This window comes from Streptomyces sp. TLI_105, assembly GCF_900105415.1.
GTDB lineage: Bacteria > Actinomycetota > Actinomycetes > Streptomycetales > Streptomycetaceae > Streptomyces.
Genome location: NZ_FNSM01000001.1, coordinates 2,537,962 through 2,557,931, shown reverse-complemented (window position 1 = coordinate 2,557,931; position 19,970 = coordinate 2,537,962). Strand labels below are relative to the sequence as shown.

At 70.8% G+C, this 19,970-nt stretch carries 19 protein-coding genes; 14 read left to right on the top strand and 5 right to left on the bottom strand.

The annotated features are described in order from the left end of the window. The first annotated feature begins 216 nt into the window (after positions 1-216). The 5 genes from BLW86_RS11525 (at position 217) to BLW86_RS11505 (ending at position 6,226) form a co-directional block, all read left to right on the top strand. Complete coding sequence (locus tag BLW86_RS11525; protein WP_093873952.1) at positions 217-2,067, top strand: acetolactate synthase large subunit; 1,851 nt, start codon at positions 217-219, stop codon at positions 2,065-2,067. 31 nt (positions 2,068-2,098) lie between these two features. After that, positions 2,099-2,626: an acetolactate synthase small subunit gene (gene ilvN / locus BLW86_RS11520; protein WP_030222540.1), complete on the top strand. Its 528-nt coding sequence runs from the start codon at positions 2,099-2,101 to the stop codon at positions 2,624-2,626. Positions 2,627-2,742: 116 nt separating this feature from the next. Then, positions 2,743-3,744 (top strand): ketol-acid reductoisomerase, encoded by a 1,002-nt coding sequence (ilvC, locus tag BLW86_RS11515; protein ID WP_093873951.1) that lies wholly within the window; start codon positions 2,743-2,745, stop codon positions 3,742-3,744. A 237-nt stretch (positions 3,745-3,981) separates the two neighbouring features. Then, positions 3,982-5,571: a phosphoglycerate dehydrogenase gene (serA, locus tag BLW86_RS11510; RefSeq protein WP_093873950.1), complete on the top strand. Its 1,590-nt coding sequence runs from the start codon at positions 3,982-3,984 to the stop codon at positions 5,569-5,571. A 73-nt stretch (positions 5,572-5,644) separates the two neighbouring features. Continuing rightward, positions 5,645-6,226 carry a TetR/AcrR family transcriptional regulator gene (locus BLW86_RS11505; protein ID WP_093873949.1) on the top strand — a complete coding sequence of 194 codons (582 nt, stop codon included), beginning with the start codon at positions 5,645-5,647 and terminating at the stop codon, positions 6,224-6,226. Between the two features lie 25 nt (positions 6,227-6,251). Here BLW86_RS11505 and BLW86_RS11500 read toward each other — a convergent pair whose 3' ends face one another. After that, a complete protein-coding gene (locus BLW86_RS11500; RefSeq protein ID WP_093873948.1) occupies positions 6,252-7,364 on the bottom strand; it encodes a PucR family transcriptional regulator in 1,113 nt (370 codons plus the stop codon). A 184-nt stretch (positions 7,365-7,548) separates the two neighbouring features. On the opposite strand from BLW86_RS11500, the gene BLW86_RS11495 reads away from it, so the two are divergent. The 3 genes from BLW86_RS11495 to BLW86_RS11485 all read left to right on the top strand — a co-directional run bounded on the left by BLW86_RS11495 (position 7,549) and on the right by BLW86_RS11485 (position 10,508). Next, positions 7,549-8,475, top strand: a complete 927-nt coding sequence (locus BLW86_RS11495; RefSeq protein WP_093873947.1) for a proline dehydrogenase family protein — start codon at positions 7,549-7,551, stop codon at positions 8,473-8,475. Positions 8,476-8,505: 30 nt separating this feature from the next. Continuing rightward, positions 8,506-10,146, top strand: coding sequence for an L-glutamate gamma-semialdehyde dehydrogenase (gene pruA, locus BLW86_RS11490; protein WP_093873946.1), 1,641 nt, complete (start codon positions 8,506-8,508; stop codon positions 10,144-10,146). Positions 10,147-10,271: 125 nt separating this feature from the next. Next, positions 10,272-10,508, top strand: a complete 237-nt coding sequence (locus tag BLW86_RS11485; protein ID WP_093873945.1) for a hypothetical protein — start codon at positions 10,272-10,274, stop codon at positions 10,506-10,508. Here the strand turns inward: BLW86_RS11485 and BLW86_RS11480 are convergent. Beyond that, on the bottom strand, positions 10,498-11,385 hold the full coding sequence (locus BLW86_RS11480; RefSeq protein ID WP_177181627.1) for an alpha/beta fold hydrolase: 888 nt from the start codon (positions 11,383-11,385) through the stop codon (positions 10,498-10,500). The two genes, BLW86_RS11485 and BLW86_RS11480, sit on opposite strands and share 11 nt — an antisense overlap. 109 nt (positions 11,386-11,494) lie before the next feature. On the opposite strand from BLW86_RS11480, the gene BLW86_RS11475 reads away from it, so the two are divergent. After that, complete coding sequence (locus BLW86_RS11475) at positions 11,495-12,031, top strand: GNAT family N-acetyltransferase (protein WP_093873944.1); 537 nt, start codon at positions 11,495-11,497, stop codon at positions 12,029-12,031. Between the two features lie 7 nt (positions 12,032-12,038). Here the strand turns inward: BLW86_RS11475 and BLW86_RS11470 are convergent, their stop codons facing one another. Together BLW86_RS11470 and BLW86_RS11465 are read right to left on the bottom strand one after the other, a co-directional pair. Next, positions 12,039-12,782 carry a hypothetical protein gene (locus BLW86_RS11470; protein WP_093873943.1) on the bottom strand — a complete coding sequence of 248 codons (744 nt, stop codon included), beginning with the start codon at positions 12,780-12,782 and terminating at the stop codon, positions 12,039-12,041. Then, the gene (locus tag BLW86_RS11465; RefSeq protein ID WP_093873942.1) at positions 12,779-13,120 is read right to left on the bottom strand and encodes a PadR family transcriptional regulator; all 342 of its coding nucleotides are present in this window, start codon (positions 13,118-13,120) and stop codon (positions 12,779-12,781) included. The genes BLW86_RS11470 and BLW86_RS11465 overlap by 4 nt, the downstream gene beginning before the upstream one ends. A gap of 300 nt (positions 13,121-13,420) precedes the next feature. On the opposite strand from BLW86_RS11465, the gene BLW86_RS43095 reads away from it, so the two are divergent. The 3 genes from BLW86_RS43095 to BLW86_RS11455 all read left to right on the top strand — a co-directional run bounded on the left by BLW86_RS43095 (position 13,421) and on the right by BLW86_RS11455 (position 16,018). Further along, positions 13,421-13,552, top strand: a complete 132-nt coding sequence (locus tag BLW86_RS43095; RefSeq protein WP_256341282.1) for a hypothetical protein — start codon at positions 13,421-13,423, stop codon at positions 13,550-13,552. 78 nt (positions 13,553-13,630) lie between these two features. Further along, positions 13,631-14,671 (top strand): 3-isopropylmalate dehydrogenase, encoded by a 1,041-nt coding sequence (locus BLW86_RS11460; RefSeq protein WP_093873941.1) that lies wholly within the window; start codon positions 13,631-13,633, stop codon positions 14,669-14,671. 255 nt (positions 14,672-14,926) lie between these two features. Beyond that, on the top strand, positions 14,927-16,018 hold the full coding sequence (locus tag BLW86_RS11455; protein ID WP_093873940.1) for a branched-chain amino acid aminotransferase: 1,092 nt from the start codon (positions 14,927-14,929) through the stop codon (positions 16,016-16,018). Here the strand turns inward: BLW86_RS11455 and BLW86_RS11450 are convergent, their stop codons facing one another. Continuing rightward, positions 16,019-17,440 carry a cytosine permease gene (locus BLW86_RS11450; protein ID WP_093873939.1) on the bottom strand — a complete coding sequence of 474 codons (1,422 nt, stop codon included), beginning with the start codon at positions 17,438-17,440 and terminating at the stop codon, positions 16,019-16,021. A gap of 148 nt (positions 17,441-17,588) precedes the next feature. Between BLW86_RS11450 and ureA the strand changes: the two genes are divergently transcribed. Together ureA and BLW86_RS11440 are read left to right on the top strand one after the other, a co-directional pair. Then, positions 17,589-18,287 carry an urease subunit gamma gene (gene ureA, locus BLW86_RS11445; RefSeq protein WP_093873938.1) on the top strand — a complete coding sequence of 233 codons (699 nt, stop codon included), beginning with the start codon at positions 17,589-17,591 and terminating at the stop codon, positions 18,285-18,287. Further along, positions 18,287-19,969, top strand: coding sequence for an urease subunit alpha (locus BLW86_RS11440; RefSeq protein ID WP_093873937.1), 1,683 nt, complete (start codon positions 18,287-18,289; stop codon positions 19,967-19,969). The genes ureA and BLW86_RS11440 overlap by 1 nt, the downstream gene beginning before the upstream one ends. Position 19,970 lies beyond the last annotated feature (1 nt).

Here is a 19,970-nt window from a genome sequence, read left to right as displayed (position 1 = left end):
CGGAGAGGGAGGGTCAGTGCCATGCGCACCCGAATTCTCGTACTTGGAAAGCGCGTCGGCTGAAGCAGGACCCCCGCAGGTCCCGCTGAGAACGCACCCGACGCGCTCCCCTCGCTTGCCTCACGGCACGAGGGGTTTTTTGTTGCACCGGCTCACCCCAAAAACGCAGCAAAACCCCGCAAAACACCTCGCAAAAACCCTCTGCTTCGAGAAGAGATGCTGATGACCGACCAGGCCACCGGGCACCATCCGCAGCCGCGGCCCCGTAGCGGCGCGCAGCCCGCCACCACCGTCGAGCACGTCACGGGTGCGCAGTCCCTGATCCGCTCTCTCGAGGAAGTGGGCGCCGACACCGTCTTCGGCATCCCGGGCGGCGCGATCCTGCCCGCCTACGACCCGATGATGGACTCGCAGCGGGTGCGTCACATCCTGGTCCGGCACGAGCAGGGCGCCGGGCACGCGGCCACCGGTTACGCGCAGGCCACCGGCAAGGTCGGCGTCTGCATGGCGACCTCGGGTCCGGGAGCGACGAACCTGGTCACCCCGATCGCCGACGCGCACATGGACTCGGTCCCGCTGGTGGCGATCACCGGCCAGGTGGCCTCGAAGGCGATCGGTACGGACGCCTTCCAGGAGGCGGACATCTGCGGCATCACGATGCCGATCACGAAGCACAACTTCCTGGTGACCAGGGCCGAGGACATCCCGCGGACGATCGCGGAGGCCTTCCACATCGCCTCCACCGGCCGGCCGGGCCCGGTGCTGGTGGACATCGCCAAGGACGCGCTGCAGGCGAAGACCACCTTCAGCTGGCCGCCGCAGACCGATCTGCCCGGCTACCGGCCGGTGACCAAGCCGCACGCCAAGCAGATCCGTGAGGCCGCGAAGCTGATCACCGCCGCCAGGCGGCCGGTCCTGTACGTCGGCGGCGGCGTGATCAAGGCCGGTGCGACGGCCGAGCTGAAGATCCTCGCCGAGCTGACCGGCGCCCCGGTGACCACCACCCTGATGGCCCTCGGCGCGTTCCCGGACAGCCATCCGCTGCACGTGGGCATGCCGGGCATGCACGGGGCGGTCACCGCCGTCACCGCGCTGCAGAAGGCCGACCTGATCGTCGCCCTCGGCGCCCGTTTCGACGACCGGGTGACCGGCCGGCTGGACAGCTTCGCCCCGTACGCGAAGATCGTCCACGCGGACATCGACCCGGCCGAGATCGGCAAGAACCGTGCCGCCGACGTCCCGATCGTCGGGGACGCCCGGGAGGTCATCGCCGACCTGGTCCAGGCCGTCCAGGCCGAGCACAGCGAGGGCCACCGGGGCGACTACTCCGCCTGGTGGTCGGACCTGAGCCGCTGGCGGGAGACCTACCCGCTGGGCTACGACCTGCCGGAGGACGGTTCGCTGTCGCCGCAGCAGGTCATCCAGCGGATCGGGCAGCTCGCCCCGGCGGGCACGATCTTCGCGGCGGGGGTGGGTCAGCACCAGATGTGGGCGGCGCACTTCATCGACTACGAGCAGCCGGCCACCTGGCTGAACTCCGGCGGCGCCGGGACGATGGGCTACGCGGTCCCGGCCGCGATGGGCGCCAAGGCCGGCATGCCGGACCGCACGGTGTGGGCGGTCGACGGCGACGGCTGCTTCCAGATGACCAATCAGGAACTCACCACCTGTGCCCTGAACAACATTCCGATCAAGGTCGCCATCATCAACAACGGTGCCCTGGGCATGGTGCGGCAGTGGCAGACGCTGTTCTACAACCAGCGCTACTCGAACACGGTGCTGCACTCGGGTCCGGACGACGTCCGGGCGAACAGGGGCACCCGCGTGCCGGACTTCGTCAAGCTCTCGGAGGCGATGGGCTGTGTGGCCCTGCGCTGTGAGGACCCGGCGGATCTGGACAAGGTCATCGCCGAGGCCAACGCGATCAACGATCGTCCGGTCGTGATCGACTTCATCGTCCACGAGGACGCGCAGGTGTGGCCGATGGTGGCCGCCGGGACCTCCAACGACGAGGTCATGGCCGCGCGGGGCGTCCGCCCCGACTTCGGCGACGGCGAAGACGACTGAGCGCGTAGAGCGAAAAGGAAGAGACCCAGACATGTCCACCAAGCACACGCTCTCCGTTCTCGTCGAGAACACGCCCGGCATCCTCGCCCGGATCGCCGCCCTGTTCTCCCGCCGGGGCTTCAACATCGACTCGCTCGCCGTGGGCGTCACCGAGCACCCCGACATCTCCCGCATCACCATCGTGGTCAATGTCGAGGACCTGCCCCTGGAGCAGGTGACCAAGCAGCTCAACAAGCTGGTCAACGTCCTGAAGATCGTCGAACTCGAGCCCAGTGCCGCGATCCAGCGCGAGCTCGTCCTGGTGAAGGTCCGCGCCGACAACGAGACCCGCTCCCAGATCGTCGAGATCGTTCAGCTGTTCCGCGCCAAGACCGTGGACGTCTCGCCCGAGGCCGTCACCATCGAGGCCACCGGTTCGAGTGACAAGCTCGACGCCATGCTCAAGATGCTGGAGCAGTTCGGCGTCAAGGAGCTCGTGCAGTCCGGCACGATCGCCATAGGGCGTGGCGCCCGGTCCATCACGGACCGGTCCCTGCGGGCCCTCGACCGCAGCGCCTGAGTCGTCGGAGGTCGACCGCCGGTCCGACCGGCGGTCCGACTGACGAGACCCGAAAACTTTCCTCCCGCTCCCCGCCGTACGGTGGGACGCAACACCAGCACCTCAAGGAGAATCCAGTGGCCGAGCTGTTCTACGACGACGACGCCGACCTGTCCATCATCCAGGGCCGTAAGGTCGCGGTGATCGGTTACGGCAGCCAGGGCCACGCCCACGCGCTGTCGCTCCGTGACTCCGGTGTCGACGTCCGCGTCGGTCTGCAGGAGGGCTCGAAGTCCAAGGCCAAGGCCGAGGAGCAGGGCCTGCGGGTCGTCTCCGTCGCCCAGGCGGCGGAAGAGGCCGACCTCATCATGATCCTGACGCCGGACCCGATCCAGGCCCAGGTCTACGAGGAGTCCATCAAGGACCACCTGAAGGAGGGCGACGCGCTCTTCTTCGGCCACGGCCTGAACGTCCGTTACGGCTTCATCAAGGTGCCCGAGGGCATCGACGTCGCCCTGGTCGCCCCGAAGGGCCCGGGCCACCTGGTCCGCCGTCAGTACGAGGAGGGCCGCGGCGTCCCGTGCATCGCGGCCGTCGAGCAGGACGCGACGGGCAACGCCTTCGCGCTGGCCCTCTCGTACGCCAAGGGCATCGGCGGCACCCGCGCCGGCGTCATCAAGACGACCTTCACCGAGGAGACCGAGACCGACCTGTTCGGCGAGCAGGCCGTCCTCTGCGGTGGCACCGCGGCGCTGGTGAAGGCGGGCTTCGAGACCCTGACCGAGGCCGGCTACCAGCCGGAGATCGCCTACTTCGAGTGCCTGCACGAGCTGAAGCTCATCGTCGACCTCATGTACGAGGGCGGCCTGGAGAAGATGCGCTGGTCGGTCTCCGAGACCGCCGAGTGGGGCGACTACGTCACCGGTCCGCGGATCATCACCGAGGCCACCAAGGCCGAGATGAAGAAGGTCCTCGCGGAGATCCAGGACGGCACCTTCGCCAAGGAGTGGATGGCCGAGTACCACGGCGGCCTGAAGAAGTACAACGAGTACAAGACCCAGGACGCCAACCACCTCCTGGAGACCACCGGCAAGGAGCTGCGCAAGCTCATGAGCTGGGTGAACGACGAGGAGGCGTAAGCCTTCACGGCAGGGGCCGGACACCGTGTCCGGCCCCTCGCCACATCGTTGGACACCCCGTCCAACCACGGACGGGTGATCCTTCCAACGAGGCGCATGAACGGCGCCTGCGCACCACTACACTTCTGAACAACATACGCGTCAGGCCCACAGCGTCGTGCGCTTTCACGCGGCAAGCCCCCTCCACCGCCTGCGGCCGTCGGGACGGCCGTCCGCACTGGACCTGTGAGGACTCACGTGAGCTCGAAACCTGTCGTACTCATCGCTGAAGAGCTGTCGCCCGCCACCGTCGACGCCCTGGGCCCGGACTTCGAGATCCGGCACTGCAACGGCGCCGACCGGGCCGAGCTGCTCCCCGCCATCGCCGATGTGGACGCGATCCTGGTCCGCTCCGCGACCAAGGTCGACGCCGAGGCCATCGCCGCCGCCGGGAAGCTGCGGGTCGTCGCCCGCGCCGGCGTCGGACTGGACAACGTCGACGTCTCCGCCGCCACCAAGGCCGGCGTGATGGTCGTGAACGCCCCCACGTCGAACATCGTGACCGCGGCCGAGCTCGCGTGCGGCCTGCTCGTCGCCACCGCGCGCAACATCCCGCAGGCCAACACCGCGCTCAAGAACGGCGAGTGGAAGCGCTCGAAGTACACGGGCGTCGAGCTGAGCGAGAAGACCCTCGGCGTCGTCGGCCTCGGCCGCATCGGCGTCCTGGTCGCCCAGCGCATGTCCGCCTTCGGCATGAAGATCGTCGCGTACGACCCCTACGTGCAGCCGGCCCGCGCCGCCCAGATGGGGGTGAAGCTGCTGGCCCTGGACGAGCTCCTGGAGGTCGCCGACTTCATCACCGTCCACCTGCCGAAGACCCCGGAGACCATCGGTCTCATCGGCGACGAGGCGCTGCACAAGGTCAAGCCCTCCGTCCGCATCGTCAACGCCGCGCGCGGCGGGATCGTGGACGAGGCCGCGCTGTACTCGGCGATCAAGGAGGGCCGGGTCGCCGGCGCGGGCCTCGACGTGTACGCGAAGGAGCCCTGCACGGACTCCCCGCTCTTCGAGCTCGACCAGGTCGTCTGCACCCCGCACCTCGGCGCCTCCACGGACGAGGCCCAGGAGAAGGCCGGCATCGCGGTCGCCAGGTCGGTGCGCCTGGCGCTCGCGGGCGAGCTGGTCCCGGACGCGGTCAACGTCCAGGGCGGTGTCATCGCGGAGGACGTGAAGCCGGGTCTGCCGCTGGCCGAGAAGCTCGGCCGGATCTTCACCGCCCTCGCGGGCGAGGTCGCGGCCCGCCTCGACGTCGAGGTCTACGGCGAGATCACCCAGCACGACGTGAAGGTGCTCGAACTCTCCGCGCTCAAGGGCGTGTTCGAGGACGTGGTCGACGAGACCGTGTCGTACGTCAACGCCCCGCTCTTCGCGCAGGAGCGCGGTGTCGAGGTGCGTCTGACCACCAGCTCCGAGTCGCCCGACCACCGCAACATGGTCACCGTGCGCGGCACGCTCTCCGACGGCCAGGAGGTCTCGGTCTCCGGCACGCTGGCGGGCCCGAAGCACCTGCAGAAGATCGTCGCGGTCGGCGACTACGACGTGGACCTCGCGCTCGCGGACCACATGGTCGTGCTGCGCTACGAGGACCGCCCGGGCGTCGTCGGCACGGTCGGCCGGATCCTCGGCGAGGCCGGTCTGAACATCGCCGGCATGCAGGTCTCCCGCGCCGAGGAGGGTGGCGAGGCGCTCGTCGTGCTCACCGTCGACGACACGCTGCCGGCGCCGGTGCTCGCGGAGATCGCGGAGGAGATCGGCGCGACCTCGGCCCGCTCGGTCAACCTGATCTGACGCACGCGGCCGCGTACCCGGTTGCTGGACGCTCGTTTTATACGGATGTCTAGCAGCCGGGTACAGTGCTGTCATGGGACACAAGGAAGACCTGCTCGAAGGCGCCAAGCGCTGCCTCCTCGAGAAGGGGTACGGGCGCACCACGGCGCGCGACATCGTCGCCGCCTCGGGCACCAACCTCGCCTCCATCGGCTACCACTACGGCTCCAAGGACGCCCTGCTCCAGCAGGCCTTCCTGGCGCTCACCGAGGAGTGGGGGGAGAGGGTCGGCCCCGCCGGTGCGGGCGAGGAGAAGCGGGAGCTGCCGGCCGACCCGTACCAGCGTTTCCACGACGTCTGGGAGCAGGTCATCGCCGCCGCCGAGGCGAGCCGGCCCGTCTGGAAGCTCCAGACCGAGATCGTCACCCGGCTCGACGACGACGAGAAGCTCCGTGACGCGATCAAGGAGCCGCAGCGGGAGGGCCGGCTCGGGATGGCCGAGGGCTTCCTCGGCATCGACCCGGAGGCCGACCCGGAGAAGGCCCGGGTGGCGGGGCTGCTCTGCCAGGCGCTGGCGACCGGGGTCATGATCCAGTGGATGGTCGACCCGGACACCGCACCGAGCGCCGACGACCTCACCGCGGGGCTCAAGGTCCTGATGGGGGAGGAGAGCTGACGGCTCGTCACGAAGCCGTCATGGACTACAGCCGGGCCGACTTCAGGGACATGTGGAGCAGCAGGCGGTCCTCGCCGTCGTCCAGGTCCAGGCCCGTGAGCTGCTCGACCCGGGACAGCCGGTAGTAGAGGGTCTGGCGGTGGATGCCCAGGGCCGCCGCCGTGCGGCCCGCCTGGCCCGCGTTGTCGAGGAACACTTCGGCGGTGCGGGCCAGTTCGGCGTGGGCGGGGGCGATCAGAGGTGCGACGACGGGGTCGACCTCGGGGTGGTAGAGCGCCGCGAGCAGGCGGTACGGGCCGATCCCGGTCCACTCCGCGACCGGGCCGAGCGTCGGCTGCGCCGTGGCGGCCCGGGCCGCCGTGTTGGCTTCACGCCAGGCCGCCGGGATCTCCGCGAGCCCCCGGCGCGGGTTCGCGATGCCGGCCGGGGCGGCGCCCCGCAGCCGGTCGGCGGCCGTGTGCGCGGGGGAGAGGTCCTCGGCCGTGCGCAGCCGTACGAGGACGGCGAGGGACTCGGCCTCGGGGAGCGGGGCGACCGCCGCCGCGCCGGGGACCGCCCGGATCGAAGGGGCCTCGCCCCGCCAGGGGGTCACGCAGACGACGGTGTGCAGACCGTCCGCGCCGGGGCCCAGGGCCACCCGGAGCGCCGCGACGGCCATGTCGCTCTGCCAGCCGCGCCCGGCGGTCAGGGCCGAGGCGAACTCGCGCGAGAGGTCGGCGGTCGCGCGCTCCTCGTCGGCGAGGAGGTCGCCGATCCGGGTGGCGACCTCCATCGCGGCGGTGAGCTGCTCGGGCGTGGGGCCGGGCTCGGCGTCGAGCAGCCAGACGTACCCGAGGACGACGCCCCGATGGCGTACGGGCAGACAGAGGCGGTCCCGGAACACCCCGGCGTCCGGAGCGGCCGGGATGCGGACCGGGCCCGTCGCCCGGGTGATGCCGAAGCCCTCGAACCAGGCGCGGACCGCCGGGGTCGATTTCCGGGTCAGGATCGACCGCGTCCGGACGGGGTCCATCGCGGTGTCGTCGTCGCTGTCGTGGGCGCCGAAGGCGATCAGGCCGAAGTCGCGGTTCTCCAGCGTCGCCGGCGCGCCGAGCAGCGCGGAGATCTCGTCCACCAGTTCTTGGTAATCGCCCTTCACCGCACCATTCTCGCACTCTCTCAGACATATGTATGAGATGCCGTGCACGGATGCGTGACAGCTGTAGATGGCGGACGATCGGAGCGATCCATAGGTTTCACGGTGGTTCTTCGTGCTGTTCCCGTTTCCTTGTGAAAGGTCGGGTACAGCACCCTTCGTCACCCCGTCCTTCTGGAGGTCCCCCGTGCTGGGTCCCGTGATCCTCGCCGCGTCGCGCAGCGACAAGATGCGCCGTCTCGTGTCGGCCGCCCCCGGGACCAAGCAGGTCGTCGCCCGCTTCATCGCCGGCGAGACGGTCGACGACGTCGTCCCGATCGTCTCCGAGCTGAGCGGCCGCGGCCTGGAGGTCACCCTCGACGTCGTCGGTGAGGACATCACCACCGTCGAGCACTCGTACGCCGCCCGGGACGCCTACCTGGAGCTCATCGGCCGCCTCAAGGAGCTGGGCCTCGGCGCCCGCGCCGAGATGTCCGTGAAGCTGTCGATGTTCGGCCAGTCCCTGGAGAACGGCCACGAGCTGGCCCTCGCGAACGTCCGCCCCGTCGTCGAGGCCGCCGCCGAGATCGGCACCACCGTCACCCTGGACGCCGAGGACCACACCACCCTCGACTCGATGTTCGCCATCCACGAGGAGCTGCGGAAGGACTTCCCGCAGACCGGCTGCGTCATCCAGGCCTACCTCTTCCGCACCGAGGACGACGCCCGTCGCCTCGCCGCGAACGGCTCTCGCGTCCGGATCGTGAAGGGCGCCTACAAGGAGCCCGCCTCCGTCGCCATCCAGGACAAGCCCGAGATCGACAAGGCGTACGTCCGGATCATGAAGATCCTGATGGACGGCGAGGGCTACCCGATGATCGGCTCGCACGACCCGCGCCTGATCTCCATCGGCCAGGAGCTGGCCCGCCGCGCAGGGCGCAAGATGGACGAGTACGAGTTCCAGATGCTGTACGGCATCCGCAGCGAGGAGCAGAACCGGCTCGCCGCCGAGGGCCACCGCATGCGCGTCTACACCGCGTACGGCACCGACTGGTACGGCTACTTCATGCGCCGCCTCGCGGAGAAGCCGGCCAACCTCCTCTTCTTCGTCCGCTCCATCCTCACCAAGGGCTGAGCCCACCTCTCACAAGGAGTTACGAGACTCATGGACGCTGTCACCCAGGTCCCCGCTCCGGTCAACGAGCCGGTGCACAGCTACGCCCCCGGTTCCCCCGAGCGCCTCCGCCTGGAGACCAAGCTCAAGGAGCTGGCCGAGAACCCGCGCGAGCTGCCGATGACCATCGGCGGCGTGAAGCGCCTCGGTGGCGGCGAGGAGTTCAAGGTCGTCCAGCCGCACAACCACAAGGCCGTCATCGGCACCTTCCGCGGCGCCACCGAGCAGGACGCCCAGGACGCCATCGACGCCGCCCTGGCCGCCGCCCCGGCCTGGCGCGCGATGTCCTTCGACGACCGCGCCGCGATCATCCTGCGCGCCGCCGAGCTGCTCGCCGGCCCGTGGCGCGAGACGCTGGCCGCGTCCACCATGCTCGGCCAGTCCAAGACCGCCCAGCAGGCCGAGATCGACACCCCGTGCGAGCTCGTCGACTTCTGGCGCTTCAACGTGGCGTACGCCCGTCAGATCCTCGCCGAGCAGCCGCCGGCGAACTCCCCGGGTGTGTGGAACCGTCTGGACCACCGCCCGCTGGAGGGCTTCGTCTACGCGATCACCCCCTTCAACTTCACCGCCATCGCGGGCAACCTGCCCACCGCCCCCGCCCTCATGGGCAACGTGGTGGTCTGGAAGCCGTCCCCGACGCAGACCCACTCCGCCGTGCTCCTCATGGAGCTCCTGGAGGAGGCCGGCCTGCCGAAGGGCGTCATCAACCTGGTGACCGGCGACGGCATCGCCGTCTCCGAGGTGGCCCTGAACCACCGCGACCTGGCCGGCATCCACTTCACCGGCTCGACCAAGACCTTCCAGCACCTGTGGAAGACGGTCGGCAACAACATCGAGAAGTACCGCTCGTACCCGCGGATCGTCGGCGAGACCGGCGGCAAGGACTTCGTCGTCGCCCACCCCAGCGCCGACCGGGCGATCCTGAAGACCGCGCTGACCCGTGGCTCCTTCGAGTTCCAGGGCCAGAAGTGCTCCGCCTCCTCCCGCGCCTACATCCCGGCGTCGATCTGGAACGACGGCTTCAAGGAGGAGTTCGCGGCCGAGGTCGACGGCATCACCATGGGTGACGTCACCGACCTGTCGAACTTCATCGGCGCCGTCATCGACGAGCGTTCGTTCGCCAAGAACAAGGCCGCGATCGACCGTGCCGCGGCCGACCCGAGCTGCACGATCGTCGCCGGCGGCACCTACGACGACTCGGTGGGCTACTTCGTCCGCCCGACCGTCATCGTCTGCGACGACCCGGAGAACGAGGTCTTCAAGGCCGAGTACTTCGGCCCGATCCTCGCGATCCACGTATACGACGACAGCTCTGCCGAGAAGTACGACGAGATGCTGACCCAGATGGAGTCGGTCTCGGACTACGCCCTCACCGGCTCGGTCATCTCCGGCGACCGCGCGGCCGCCGCGTACACGATGGAGAAGCTCCGCTTCGCCGCGGGCAACTTCTACATCAACGACAAGTCGACCGGCGCCGTCGTCGGCCAGCAGCCCTTCGGCGGCGGCCGCGCCTCCGGCACCAACGACAAGGCCGGTGCCCCGCAGAACCTGATGCGCTGGACGCTGACCCGCGCCATCAAGGAGACGCTGGTCCCGCCGACCGAGTACGGCTACCCGCACATGGGCTGACGCCCGCCCGCCGCGTGAGCGGCCCCTGATCACCGCCCCCCTCCTGGACCCCCAAACCAGGACGGGGGCGGTTCTCATGCGGGGGGCTTACGCTGCTGGGAGGGGGCTCGGTGAGGAGGCATGACATGCCCGGTTCGACGACCATCGGCCCCGGACACGGGGTCGACGCGATCGAGCACATCGACGCGCTGCGGATGTTGTCCCTGATGAAGGAGCTGTACCGGCTGCTGACCGTGCCGGGGCCCGAGCGGCTCACGGACGCACAGGTCGCGACCCTGCTCGAGAGCGACGGCCACCATCGAGAGGGCTTCACCGACTGGGTGGAGCGGATGGCCCGCGACCTGGAGAGGGCTACGGCCTGACGAGCACACGCCGCCCGAGGAAGTCCTCGATCAGGGCGGCGACCGCCGGCGCGTGGGTCTCCAGGGCGAAGTGGCCCGTGGGCAGCAGGTGGATCTCGGCGTCCGGGAGGTCGCGGCGGAAGGCCTCGGCGCCGGCGGGGACGAAGACCTGGTCGCCCTCGCCCCAGACGGCGAGGAGGGGGACCCGGGAGGTGCGAAAGTACTCCTGGAAGGCCGGGTAGAGGGCGAAGTTCGAGCCGTAGTCGGCGATCAGGCCCAGCTGGATGTCGTCCTGGCCCTCGCGGGCCATCAGGGCCGCGTCGTGGTGCCAGGCGTCGGGGCTGAGCAGATCCCGGTACGCGGCGGGGACGCCCGTCTCGTACTGCCACCGGATGCCGTCCAGGGAGCGGATGGCGCGGACCGGCTCCTCGGTCTCGGGGGTGCGCTCCTCGATCAGGGCGAGGACGGGGGCCCAGGCCTCGGCGCCGAGGCCCTCCTCGTAGGCGTTGCCGTTCTGGGTGACGATCGCGGTGATCCGCTCGGGGTGGGCGAGGGCGAGGCGCAGGCCGATGGGGGCGCCGTAGTCCTGGATGTAGAGCGCGAACCGGTCCAGGCCGAGGGCCTCGGTGAACTCGGCGGTGAGTGCGGCCAGTTCGGCGAAGGTGTAGTCGAAGTCGGCGGCGGAGGGCGCGGCGCTGCGGCCGAAGCCCAGGTGGTCGGGGGCGATGAGTCGGTAGGAGTCGGCGAGCAGGGGGATCAGGTCGCGGAACATGTGCGAGCTGGTGGGGAAGCCGTGCAGCAGGAGCAGTACGGGGGCGTCGGCCGGTCCGGCCTCGCGGTAGGCGATCTCGTGGCCCCGGACGGTGACGGTGCGGTGGTGGGTCGGCAGCACGGACATCGTTCTAACCCCTCGGTCGTCTCTCACTGGTTGCGGGGCGACTCAATCAGAGGCCGGCATAACCTGTCAATGGCGGTTAAGGGGTTAGGTGGGCGTGGGAGGGTGGGGCATGACCGTGAGGATCGCTCCCACCCATGAACTCGGCGCCGCCCGGCTCCGCTCCGTACGCGAGATGCTCGACACCGCCTTCGCGGGCGACTTCTCCGACGACGACTGGGACCACACCCTCGGTGGCCTCCACGCCTGGATCGAGGACGAGCGGGGCATCGCCGCCCACGGCGCCGTCGTGCAGCGCCGGGCGCTCCACCGCGGCCGCTCGCACCGCGTCGGATACGTGGAAGGGGTCGCCGTCCGGCAGGACCGCCGGCGGCAGGGGCTCGGCGGCGCGGTGATGGCCGGACTGGAGCGGGTGATCGACGGGGCGTACGCCTTCGGGGCGCTCGGCGCCTCCGACGAGGGGGCCGCGCTCTACCGGGCGCGCGGCTGGCGGGTCTGGGAGGGGCGCCTCGAAGCGCTCGGGCCCGAGGGGGTCGTCCGCCTCGCCGAGGAGGAGGGTTTCGTCTTCCTGCGCCCCGCCGGCGACCGGGCCCTGCCGGACCCCGCCGCCCCGCTGGTCTTCGACTGGCGGGACGGCGACGTGATGTGAGGGGCGCTCAGCCCCGGTCCTTCGTGCCGGGGTTCCGGCGGGCGCGGCCCGCGGCCGTCTCCAGGTGGGAGGTGTACGCGGCGGAGAGCGCCGAAGCGACGGCGACCGTGATCGCGAGCCCGGAGGCCCCGAGCCCTCCGACGAGGAACGAGGTCATCGCGCCGCCGACCAGGACGCACCAGACCGCGAGCACCGCCTTGCCCCGGCGGCTCAGGAACAGCCACCGGTGCGGGGCGGCCGGCGGTGCCTCCACGGCGCCCGCCGGTCCGGCCGTCGCCGCGCGCGGCCGCTTGAAGTAGCCGTACACCAGCCACTCGCCGCACAGCTCCCAGCCCTCCGGCGTGAGCTCGTCGAGGACGCGGGTCCGCCTGCGGCCGGCGATCACCTCGCGGCGGTACTCCCAGGCGAGCGCGACCCCGGGCGTCCGGCGGCAGACGAAGCGGCCGATGGGGTCCAGGCCCTCCACCTCCCAGCCCTGGGCGCCGTGGACGTCCAGCATCCGGCGGTCGTTGAAGAGGTCGGCGGTCCACGTCCAGTGCTCCGCCGCCCCGTCCGGTTCCCCGGGGGCCGGGGCGAGTCCGCCCAGCCGGGCCGCGAAGCCCTCGGCCGGCCCGAACTCCTCCTCCGGCGCGGTCCCCGTCTCCGCGAGGTGTCCGCGCAGCTCGTCGGTCGTCCGTGCGATCTGCTCCTCGGGCACCCCCGCGGCGCGCAGCGCGTCGGTCAGCTCGGCGAAGTAGGCGTCGGTGGTCATGGTGCGGTTCCCCCTGCGTGCAGTTGCGTCCGTACGGCCCGGTGGAACTCCGACCAGGCCTCGCTCTCGGCCGTGAGGTGCGCCCGACCCAGGTCGGTGAGCCGGTAGTAGCGGCGCCCGGGCCCGCGCTCGGCGGCGCGGAACTCGGCCTCCACCAGGCCGGCCTGTTCCAGGCGGTTCAGTACGGGATAGAGCGTCCCGCCCTTGATCTCGCCCAGGCCCGCCCCGTCGAGGGCCTTCGCGATCTCGTACCCGTAACTCTCGCCGTCGGTCAGGCAGGAGAGGACGAGCAGGTCGAGGACTCCCTTGAGCCAGCTGGATCTGCGGTCTGTGGCCATGGGCACATCTGATCACTACCTAGGTAGGAATGCAACCTAGATAGGCGAGCCGTGCCACACGGAGGGTTGACGGCCGTCTCAGATAGTAGGAAGTCCGAGTAATTGTGGAGACAGATGCGGAGGCCTGCCCTAGCTTTGTAGAAGCCGAACGTCTCGCTTCATCAAGCGAATGGCGGCCGAGAGCGCGACGCCCTGTGCAGGTGACCCCTGTGGCGGCGCTCCCCGCCCCTTCCGGCGCCTTCGATCACCACTGATCTCCGCACATCCGGATCACCACTGATCTCAAGGAGTCGATCCCTCATGGCCGCTCAGACCGCCCGCCGCGTCCGCCACTCCGCCAATCGTCCCAGCGACGAGGCCCGCCAGAACGCCGCCGCCGCCCTCCAGCGCGCCCTCGATCGCCGTGACAACGGCGGCTCCACCGGCCACTGAGCCGTCGCCCGACATGGCGCTTCGTCCACATGGCGGACGGAACGTGTCAGACGATGGGACGAAGAGTAGGGTGCCGACATGTCTCACAGCATCAATCTCGCAGTCATTCCCGGCGACGGCATCGGCCAGGAGGTCGTGGCCCAGGGCCTCAAGATCCTCACGGCCGTCCTTCCCCAGGACGTGAAGCTGGAGACCGAGGAGTACGACTTCGGCGCCAAGCGCTACCACGCCACCGGTGAGACCCTCACCGACGCCGATCTCGCCTCCCTCAAGAAGCACGACGCCATCCTGCTCGGCGCCATCGGCGACCCGTCGGTGCCGTCCGGCGTCCTGGAGCGCGGCTTCCTGCTGAAGCTCCGCTTCGCCTTCGACCACCACGTGAACCTGCGTCCCTCGAAGCTGCTCCCCGGCGTGGCCACCCCGCTCGCCGGGCAGCCCGAGATCGACTTCGTCGTGGTCCGCGAGGGTACCGAGGGTCCGTACACGGGCAACGGCGGCACCATCCGCAAGGGCACCCCGCACGAGGTCGCCACCGAGGTCTCGGTCAACACCGCCTTCGGTGTCGAGCGCGTGGTCCGGGACGCCTTCGCCCGCGCCCAGGCCCGCCCGCGCAAGAAGCTGACCCTGGTCCACAAGAACAACGTGCTGACCTTCGCCGGCCACCTCTGGACGGACACCTTCAACAAGGTGGCCCAGGAGTACCCGGAGGTCACCACCGACTACCTGCACGTCGACGCCGCGACGATCTTCCTCGTCACCGACCCGGCCCGCTTCGACGTGATCGTCACCGACAACCTCTTCGGCGACATCATCACCGACCTCGCCGCGGCCGTCTCCGGCGGCATCGGCGTCGCCGCCTCGGGCAACATCAACCCGAGCGGCGAGTTCCCGTCCATGTTCGAGCCGGTCCACGGCTCCGCGCCGGACATCGCGGGCCAGGGCAAGGCCGACCCCACGGCCACCGTCCTCTCCGTCGCCCTCCTGCTCCGCCACCTCGGCTACGAGGCCGAGGCCGCCCGGGTCGAGGAGGCCGTCGCGGCCGACCTCACCGAGCGCGGCGATTCCGTCCGCACGACGGACGAGATCGGCGACGCGCTCGCCGCGCGAGTAGCGAGCTGACCCGCGCCGACTGACACCACACAGCAGCCGCCGGGTCGCATCAGCGCCCGGCGGCTGCCCCATGCGCGGCCGCGGGGCGCCTCCCCGAACCCCGGACCGCGCGCACCGTTTTCCGCACCGGTCCCCCCGAGCGATAATCGAACGTGGGGCCGCGGCATGCGGGCATGCCCGGACGCCGACTCGTCAGGGACGACAGTCCCCGCCGACGGCGTGCGCGCGGTCCTCCCCATCACAACCGGTGAAGGACACGCACTCATGACGACGCCCACGATCGAGCTCAAGCCCTCCTCCAGCCCGCTGTCCGCCGCGGAGCGCGAGGCGATCCTGGCCCAGCCGGGATTCGGCCGCCACTTCACCGACCACATGGTCACCATCCGGTGGACCGAGGGTCGCGGCTGGCACGACGCCCAGCTCGTGCCGTACGGTCCGCTCTCCCTGGACCCGGCCACGAACGTCCTGCACTACGCGCAGGAGATCTTCGAGGGCCTGAAGGCCTACCGCCGCCCCGACGGCTCGGTCGCCACCTTCCGTCCCGACGCCAACGCCCGCCGCTTCCAGGCCTCCGCCCGCCGGCTCGGCATGCCCGAGCTGCCGGTCGAGACCTTCGTCGAGGCGTGTGACGTGCTCGTCCGCCACGACGAGGCCTGGGTTCCGGCGCACGGTGGCGAGGACTCGCTCTACCTGCGTCCGTTCATGATCGCCACCGAGGTCGGCCTCGGCGTCCGCCCGGCCAACGAGTACCTGTTCGTCGTCATCGCCTCGCCTGCCGGTCCGTACTTCGCGGGCGGCGTGAAGCCCGTCTCCATCTGGGCCTCGGAGGACCGCGTCCGTGCCGTCCCCGGCGGCGTCGGCGACGCCAAGACCGGCGGCAACTACGCGGCCTCCCTGCTCGCGCAGGCCGAGGCGGCGGCCAAGGGCTGCGACCAGGTCTGCTACCTCGACGCGGTCGAGCACAAGTGGGTCGAGGAACTCGGCGGCATGAACCTGTACTTCGTGTACGGAGACAGGATCGTCACGCCGACCCTCACCGGTTCGCTGCTGGCGGGCATCACCCGTGACTCGCTCCTCAAGGTCGCCCAGGACCTGGGCTACGAGTCCGAGGAGGCCCGCGTCTCCATCGACCAGTGGCAGGCCGACACCGAGAACGGCACCCTCACCGAGGTCTTCGCCTGCGGCACCGCCGCCGTCATCACCCCGGTCGGCCTGGTCAAGTCCGCCCGGGGCGAGTGGCAGCAGTCGGGCGGCGAGCCCGGCGAGGTCACGATGAAGCTGCGCGAGGCGCTGCTCGCCATCCAGACCGGCAAGGCCGAGGACGTGCACGGCTGGATGCACGAGCTCGGCAAGTAGTCACTCCGTCGTCGCCAGGGCTTCCGGGGCCGTCACGGTCCCGGAAGCCCTGTGCGGCGTCAGGACGGCGTACAGCGCGCCGCCCACGATCCCCGAGAAGACGAAGCTGCAGTCGACCCCGCCCGTGAGGGCGAGCAGCGGCCCCTCGTAGAGCGGCGTCGACACCGCGGCCAGGCCGACCGCCGCGCCGACCGCCCAGGAGACGGTGGCGCGCGGGTGCCAGCCCGCCGAGAACCAGTAGATCCCGCCGCGCGAGCGCTGGTTGAAGACCTGGAGCGCCTCCGGGTCGTACGTCCCGCCGCAGCGCACGTGCCCGATCAGGGTGATCACCGCCCACGGGGTCCCGATCGCGGTGAGCAGCAGCACGAACGAGGTCATCGCCGTCTGGGCGTCCGAGGCGAAGTGGCCGGCGAAGACGAAGGCCGTCGCCACCGCAGCGACGACGAGGGTGGCACGCGCGCGCGTGGCCTTCGGCAGGATCGCGTCGAGGTCGAGGCCCATCGAGTACAGCATCAGCCCGGCGTTGCCGACGGAGCCGGCGGTGGCGGCGATCAGCAGCGGTACGAGGTACCAGGCGGGGGAGGCGTCGACGAGTGGGCCCGCGTAGTCCAGGCCGCCGCGCGCCGCCAGGGCGGTGAACGTGCCGAAGAGCTGCGGGACGAGCAGGCCGACGGTCAGGCCCAGGCAGGTGGCCCGCCACACGGTCTTCGCGCTGTACCGCTCGGGGGAGACGTACCGGGTGTAGTCGCCGAGCAGGGTGATGAAGGCGACCGGTCCGCTGAGTCCCGCGGCCACGGCCGAGAGCAGCCAGGTCGGCCAGAAGGAGCCGAGCAGGTACGGGGTGTCCGGGACCGCGGCCGTGGTGAAGTCCCCGGCGTAGGCGGCCAGGCCGATGGCGAGGAGCACCGTCATGCCGATCGCGAGCGCCTTGCTCAGCCGGAGCAGCAGCCGGTAGCCGTACACCGCGCCGACCACCGTGCAGGCGGCGAGGAACGCGTAGACGAGGGCGTGGACGGCGCCGCCGGTCGGCAGGCCGACGAGGCGGGAGAGCGTGCCCACCATCACGTCGCCGCCGATCCAGAGGGTCAGCGCGGTGTAGCCCAGCGAGAGCAGCAGCCCGACCACGGAGCCGACCAGCCGGCCGCGGACGCCGAAGAAGGCGCCGGAGGAGGTGGAGAGGTTCGTCGCGGTGCGGAGGGACACGAGCGCGAGGGGGGCGGTGACCGCGACGCCGACGAGGGTGCCGGTGACGACGGAGGTCACCGAGGCCCAGAAGCCGAGCCCGAAGGAGACCGGCAGCCAGCCGAAGACGATCACCCCCAGACACAGGTTGGATCCGAGCAGGATCGAGACGAGGTCGCGGGGGCCGCTGGTGCGTTCGGCCTCGGGGATGGTGTCGACTCCGCGCTGTTCTATCGGCATGAGGACTCCCTGCGGGGACGGGCGGGACAGTTTTAGAGCGGCGCTCAATGTGACCTACGCCTGTCGGCGACGTCAATGCTTGGAAGCTCGCTTCTCAACATTTAGAGTGTCGCTCAAACGTGTCGCAATTGCAGGAGGTGTTTGGGGCGTGAGACTGACCCCCACGGAACGCGACCGGCTGCTTCTCTTCGGTGCCGCCGAGCTCGCCCGCGCCCGCCGGGCCAGGGGCCTGCGGCTCAACGTGCCCGAGGCGACCGCGCTCATCGCGGACACCGTCTGCGAGGCGGCCCGCGACGGCAAGCGACTCGCCGAGGCGATCGAGGCGGCCCGCTCCGTCCTCGGCCCCGACGACGTCCTGCCCGGCGTCGCCGACGTGGTCACCGAGGTCCACGTCGAAGCCGTCTTCGACGACGGCTCCCGGCTCGCGGTCGTCACCGACCCGATCGGCGGGGGCGGCCTGGGCCCCGAGGCCCCGGGCGCACTGCTGCCCGGCCCCGGGCACCCGGAGTCCCAACCGGCGCTCACCCTCTCCGTACGGAACACGGCGACGGTCCCCGTGAGCGTCACCTCCCACTTCCACTTCTTCGAGGTCAACCCGCGCCTCGACTTCGACCGGGCCGCCGCCTACGGCATGCGCCTCGCCATCCCGGCCGGAGCCTCCTTCCGCTTCGACCCGGGCGGCGAGGCCGAGGTCGGGCTCGTCCCGATCGGCGGCGCCCGCGTCGCCATCGGCTTCGCGGGCCTGGTCGACGGCCCGCTGGACGCGCCCGGCGCGCGCGAAGAGGCCCTGCGCAGGGCGCGGGCCTGCGGCTACCTGGGCGTTCTGCCCGACGAGGAGAGCGACTGATGGACCCGTACGAGTACGCATCCGTGCACGGCCCGCGCGCCGGTGACCGCGTCGTCCTGGGTGACTCCGGGCTCGTCGTCCGCGTCGAGTCCGACTCCCAGAAGCCCGGGGACGAGTTCCTCGCCGGCTTCGGCAAGACCGCCCGCGACGGCCTCCACCTCAAGGCCGCGGCCGTCCGCGAGACCTGCGACGTCGTCATCAGCAACGTCCTGGTCATCGACGCCGTGCAGGGCATCCGCAAGGTGTCCATTGGCATCCGAGAGGGCCGCATCCACGCCATCGGGCGGGCCGGCAACCCCGACACCCTCGACGGGGTCGACGTCGTCGTCGGCACCGGCACCTCGATCGTCTCCGGCGAGGGCCTCATCGCCACCGCCGGAGCCGTCGACACCCACGTCCACCTGCTCTCCCCGCGGATCATGGAGGCCTCGCTCGCCAGCGGCGTCACCACGATCATCGGCCAGGAGTTCGGCCCCGTCTGGGGCGTCGGCGTCAACTCGCCCTGGGCGCTCAAGCACGCCTTCAGCGCCTTCGACGCCTGGCCGGTCAACATCGGCTTCCTCGCCCGCGGCTCCTCCTCCGACGCGGCTCCGCTGGTGGAGGCGCTGGCCGAGGGCGGGGCGTCGGGCTTCAAGGTCCACGAGGACATGGGCGCCCACACCCGGGCCCTCGACACCGCGCTGCGGGTCGCCGAGGAGCACGACGTCCAGGTCGCGCTGCACTCCGACGGCCTGAACGAGTGCCTGTCGGTCGAGGACACCCTCGCCGTGCTCGAAGGCCGCACGATCCACGCCTTCCACATCGAGGGCTGCGGCGGCGGACACGTCCCCAACGTCCTGAAGATGGCGGGCGTGCCGAACGTCATCGGCTCCTCCACCAACCCCACGCTCCCCTTCGGCCGCGACGCCGTCGCCGAGCACTACGGGATGATCGTCTCCGTCCACGACCTGAAGACCGACCTGCCCGGCGACGCGGCGATGGCCCGCGACCGGATCCGGGCCGGGACGATGGGTGCGGAGGACGTCCTGCACGACCTCGGCGCGATCGGGATCACCTCCTCCGACGCGCAGGGGATGGGAAGGGCCGGCGAGACCGTACGCCGGACCTTCGCCATGGCCGGGAAGATGAAGGCCGAGCTCGGACCCATGGAGGGCGACGGCGCGCACGACGACAACGCGCGCGTGCTGCGCTACATGGCCAAGCTCACCATCAACCCGGCGATCGCCCACGGCCTCGCCCACGAGATCGGCTCGATCGAGGTCGGGAAGATGGCCGACATCGTGCTGTGGCGGCCGGAGTTCTTCGGCGCCAAGCCGCAGATGGTCATCAAGAACGGCTTCCCCGCGTGGGGGGTCGTGGGCGATCCGAACGCCGCCACCGACACCTGTGAACCGCTCGTCCTCGGACCGCTGTTCGGCGCGCACGGCGCCACGCCCGCCGACATCTCCGTCGCGTTCGTCGCGCAGGCCGCCGTCGACCTCGGCTCCGACGCGATGCCCACCCGCCGCCGCCGGGTCGCCGTGCGCGGCACCCGTGGCATCGGCCCCGCCGACCTGCGGCTCAACTCCCGCGTCGGCGACGTCCAGGTCGACGGCCGCACGGGACTCGTCTCGCTCGACGGCTCCCCGATCCGCTCCGAGGCGGCCGAGTCCGTCTCCCTCAACCGCCTCTACTTCCTCTAGG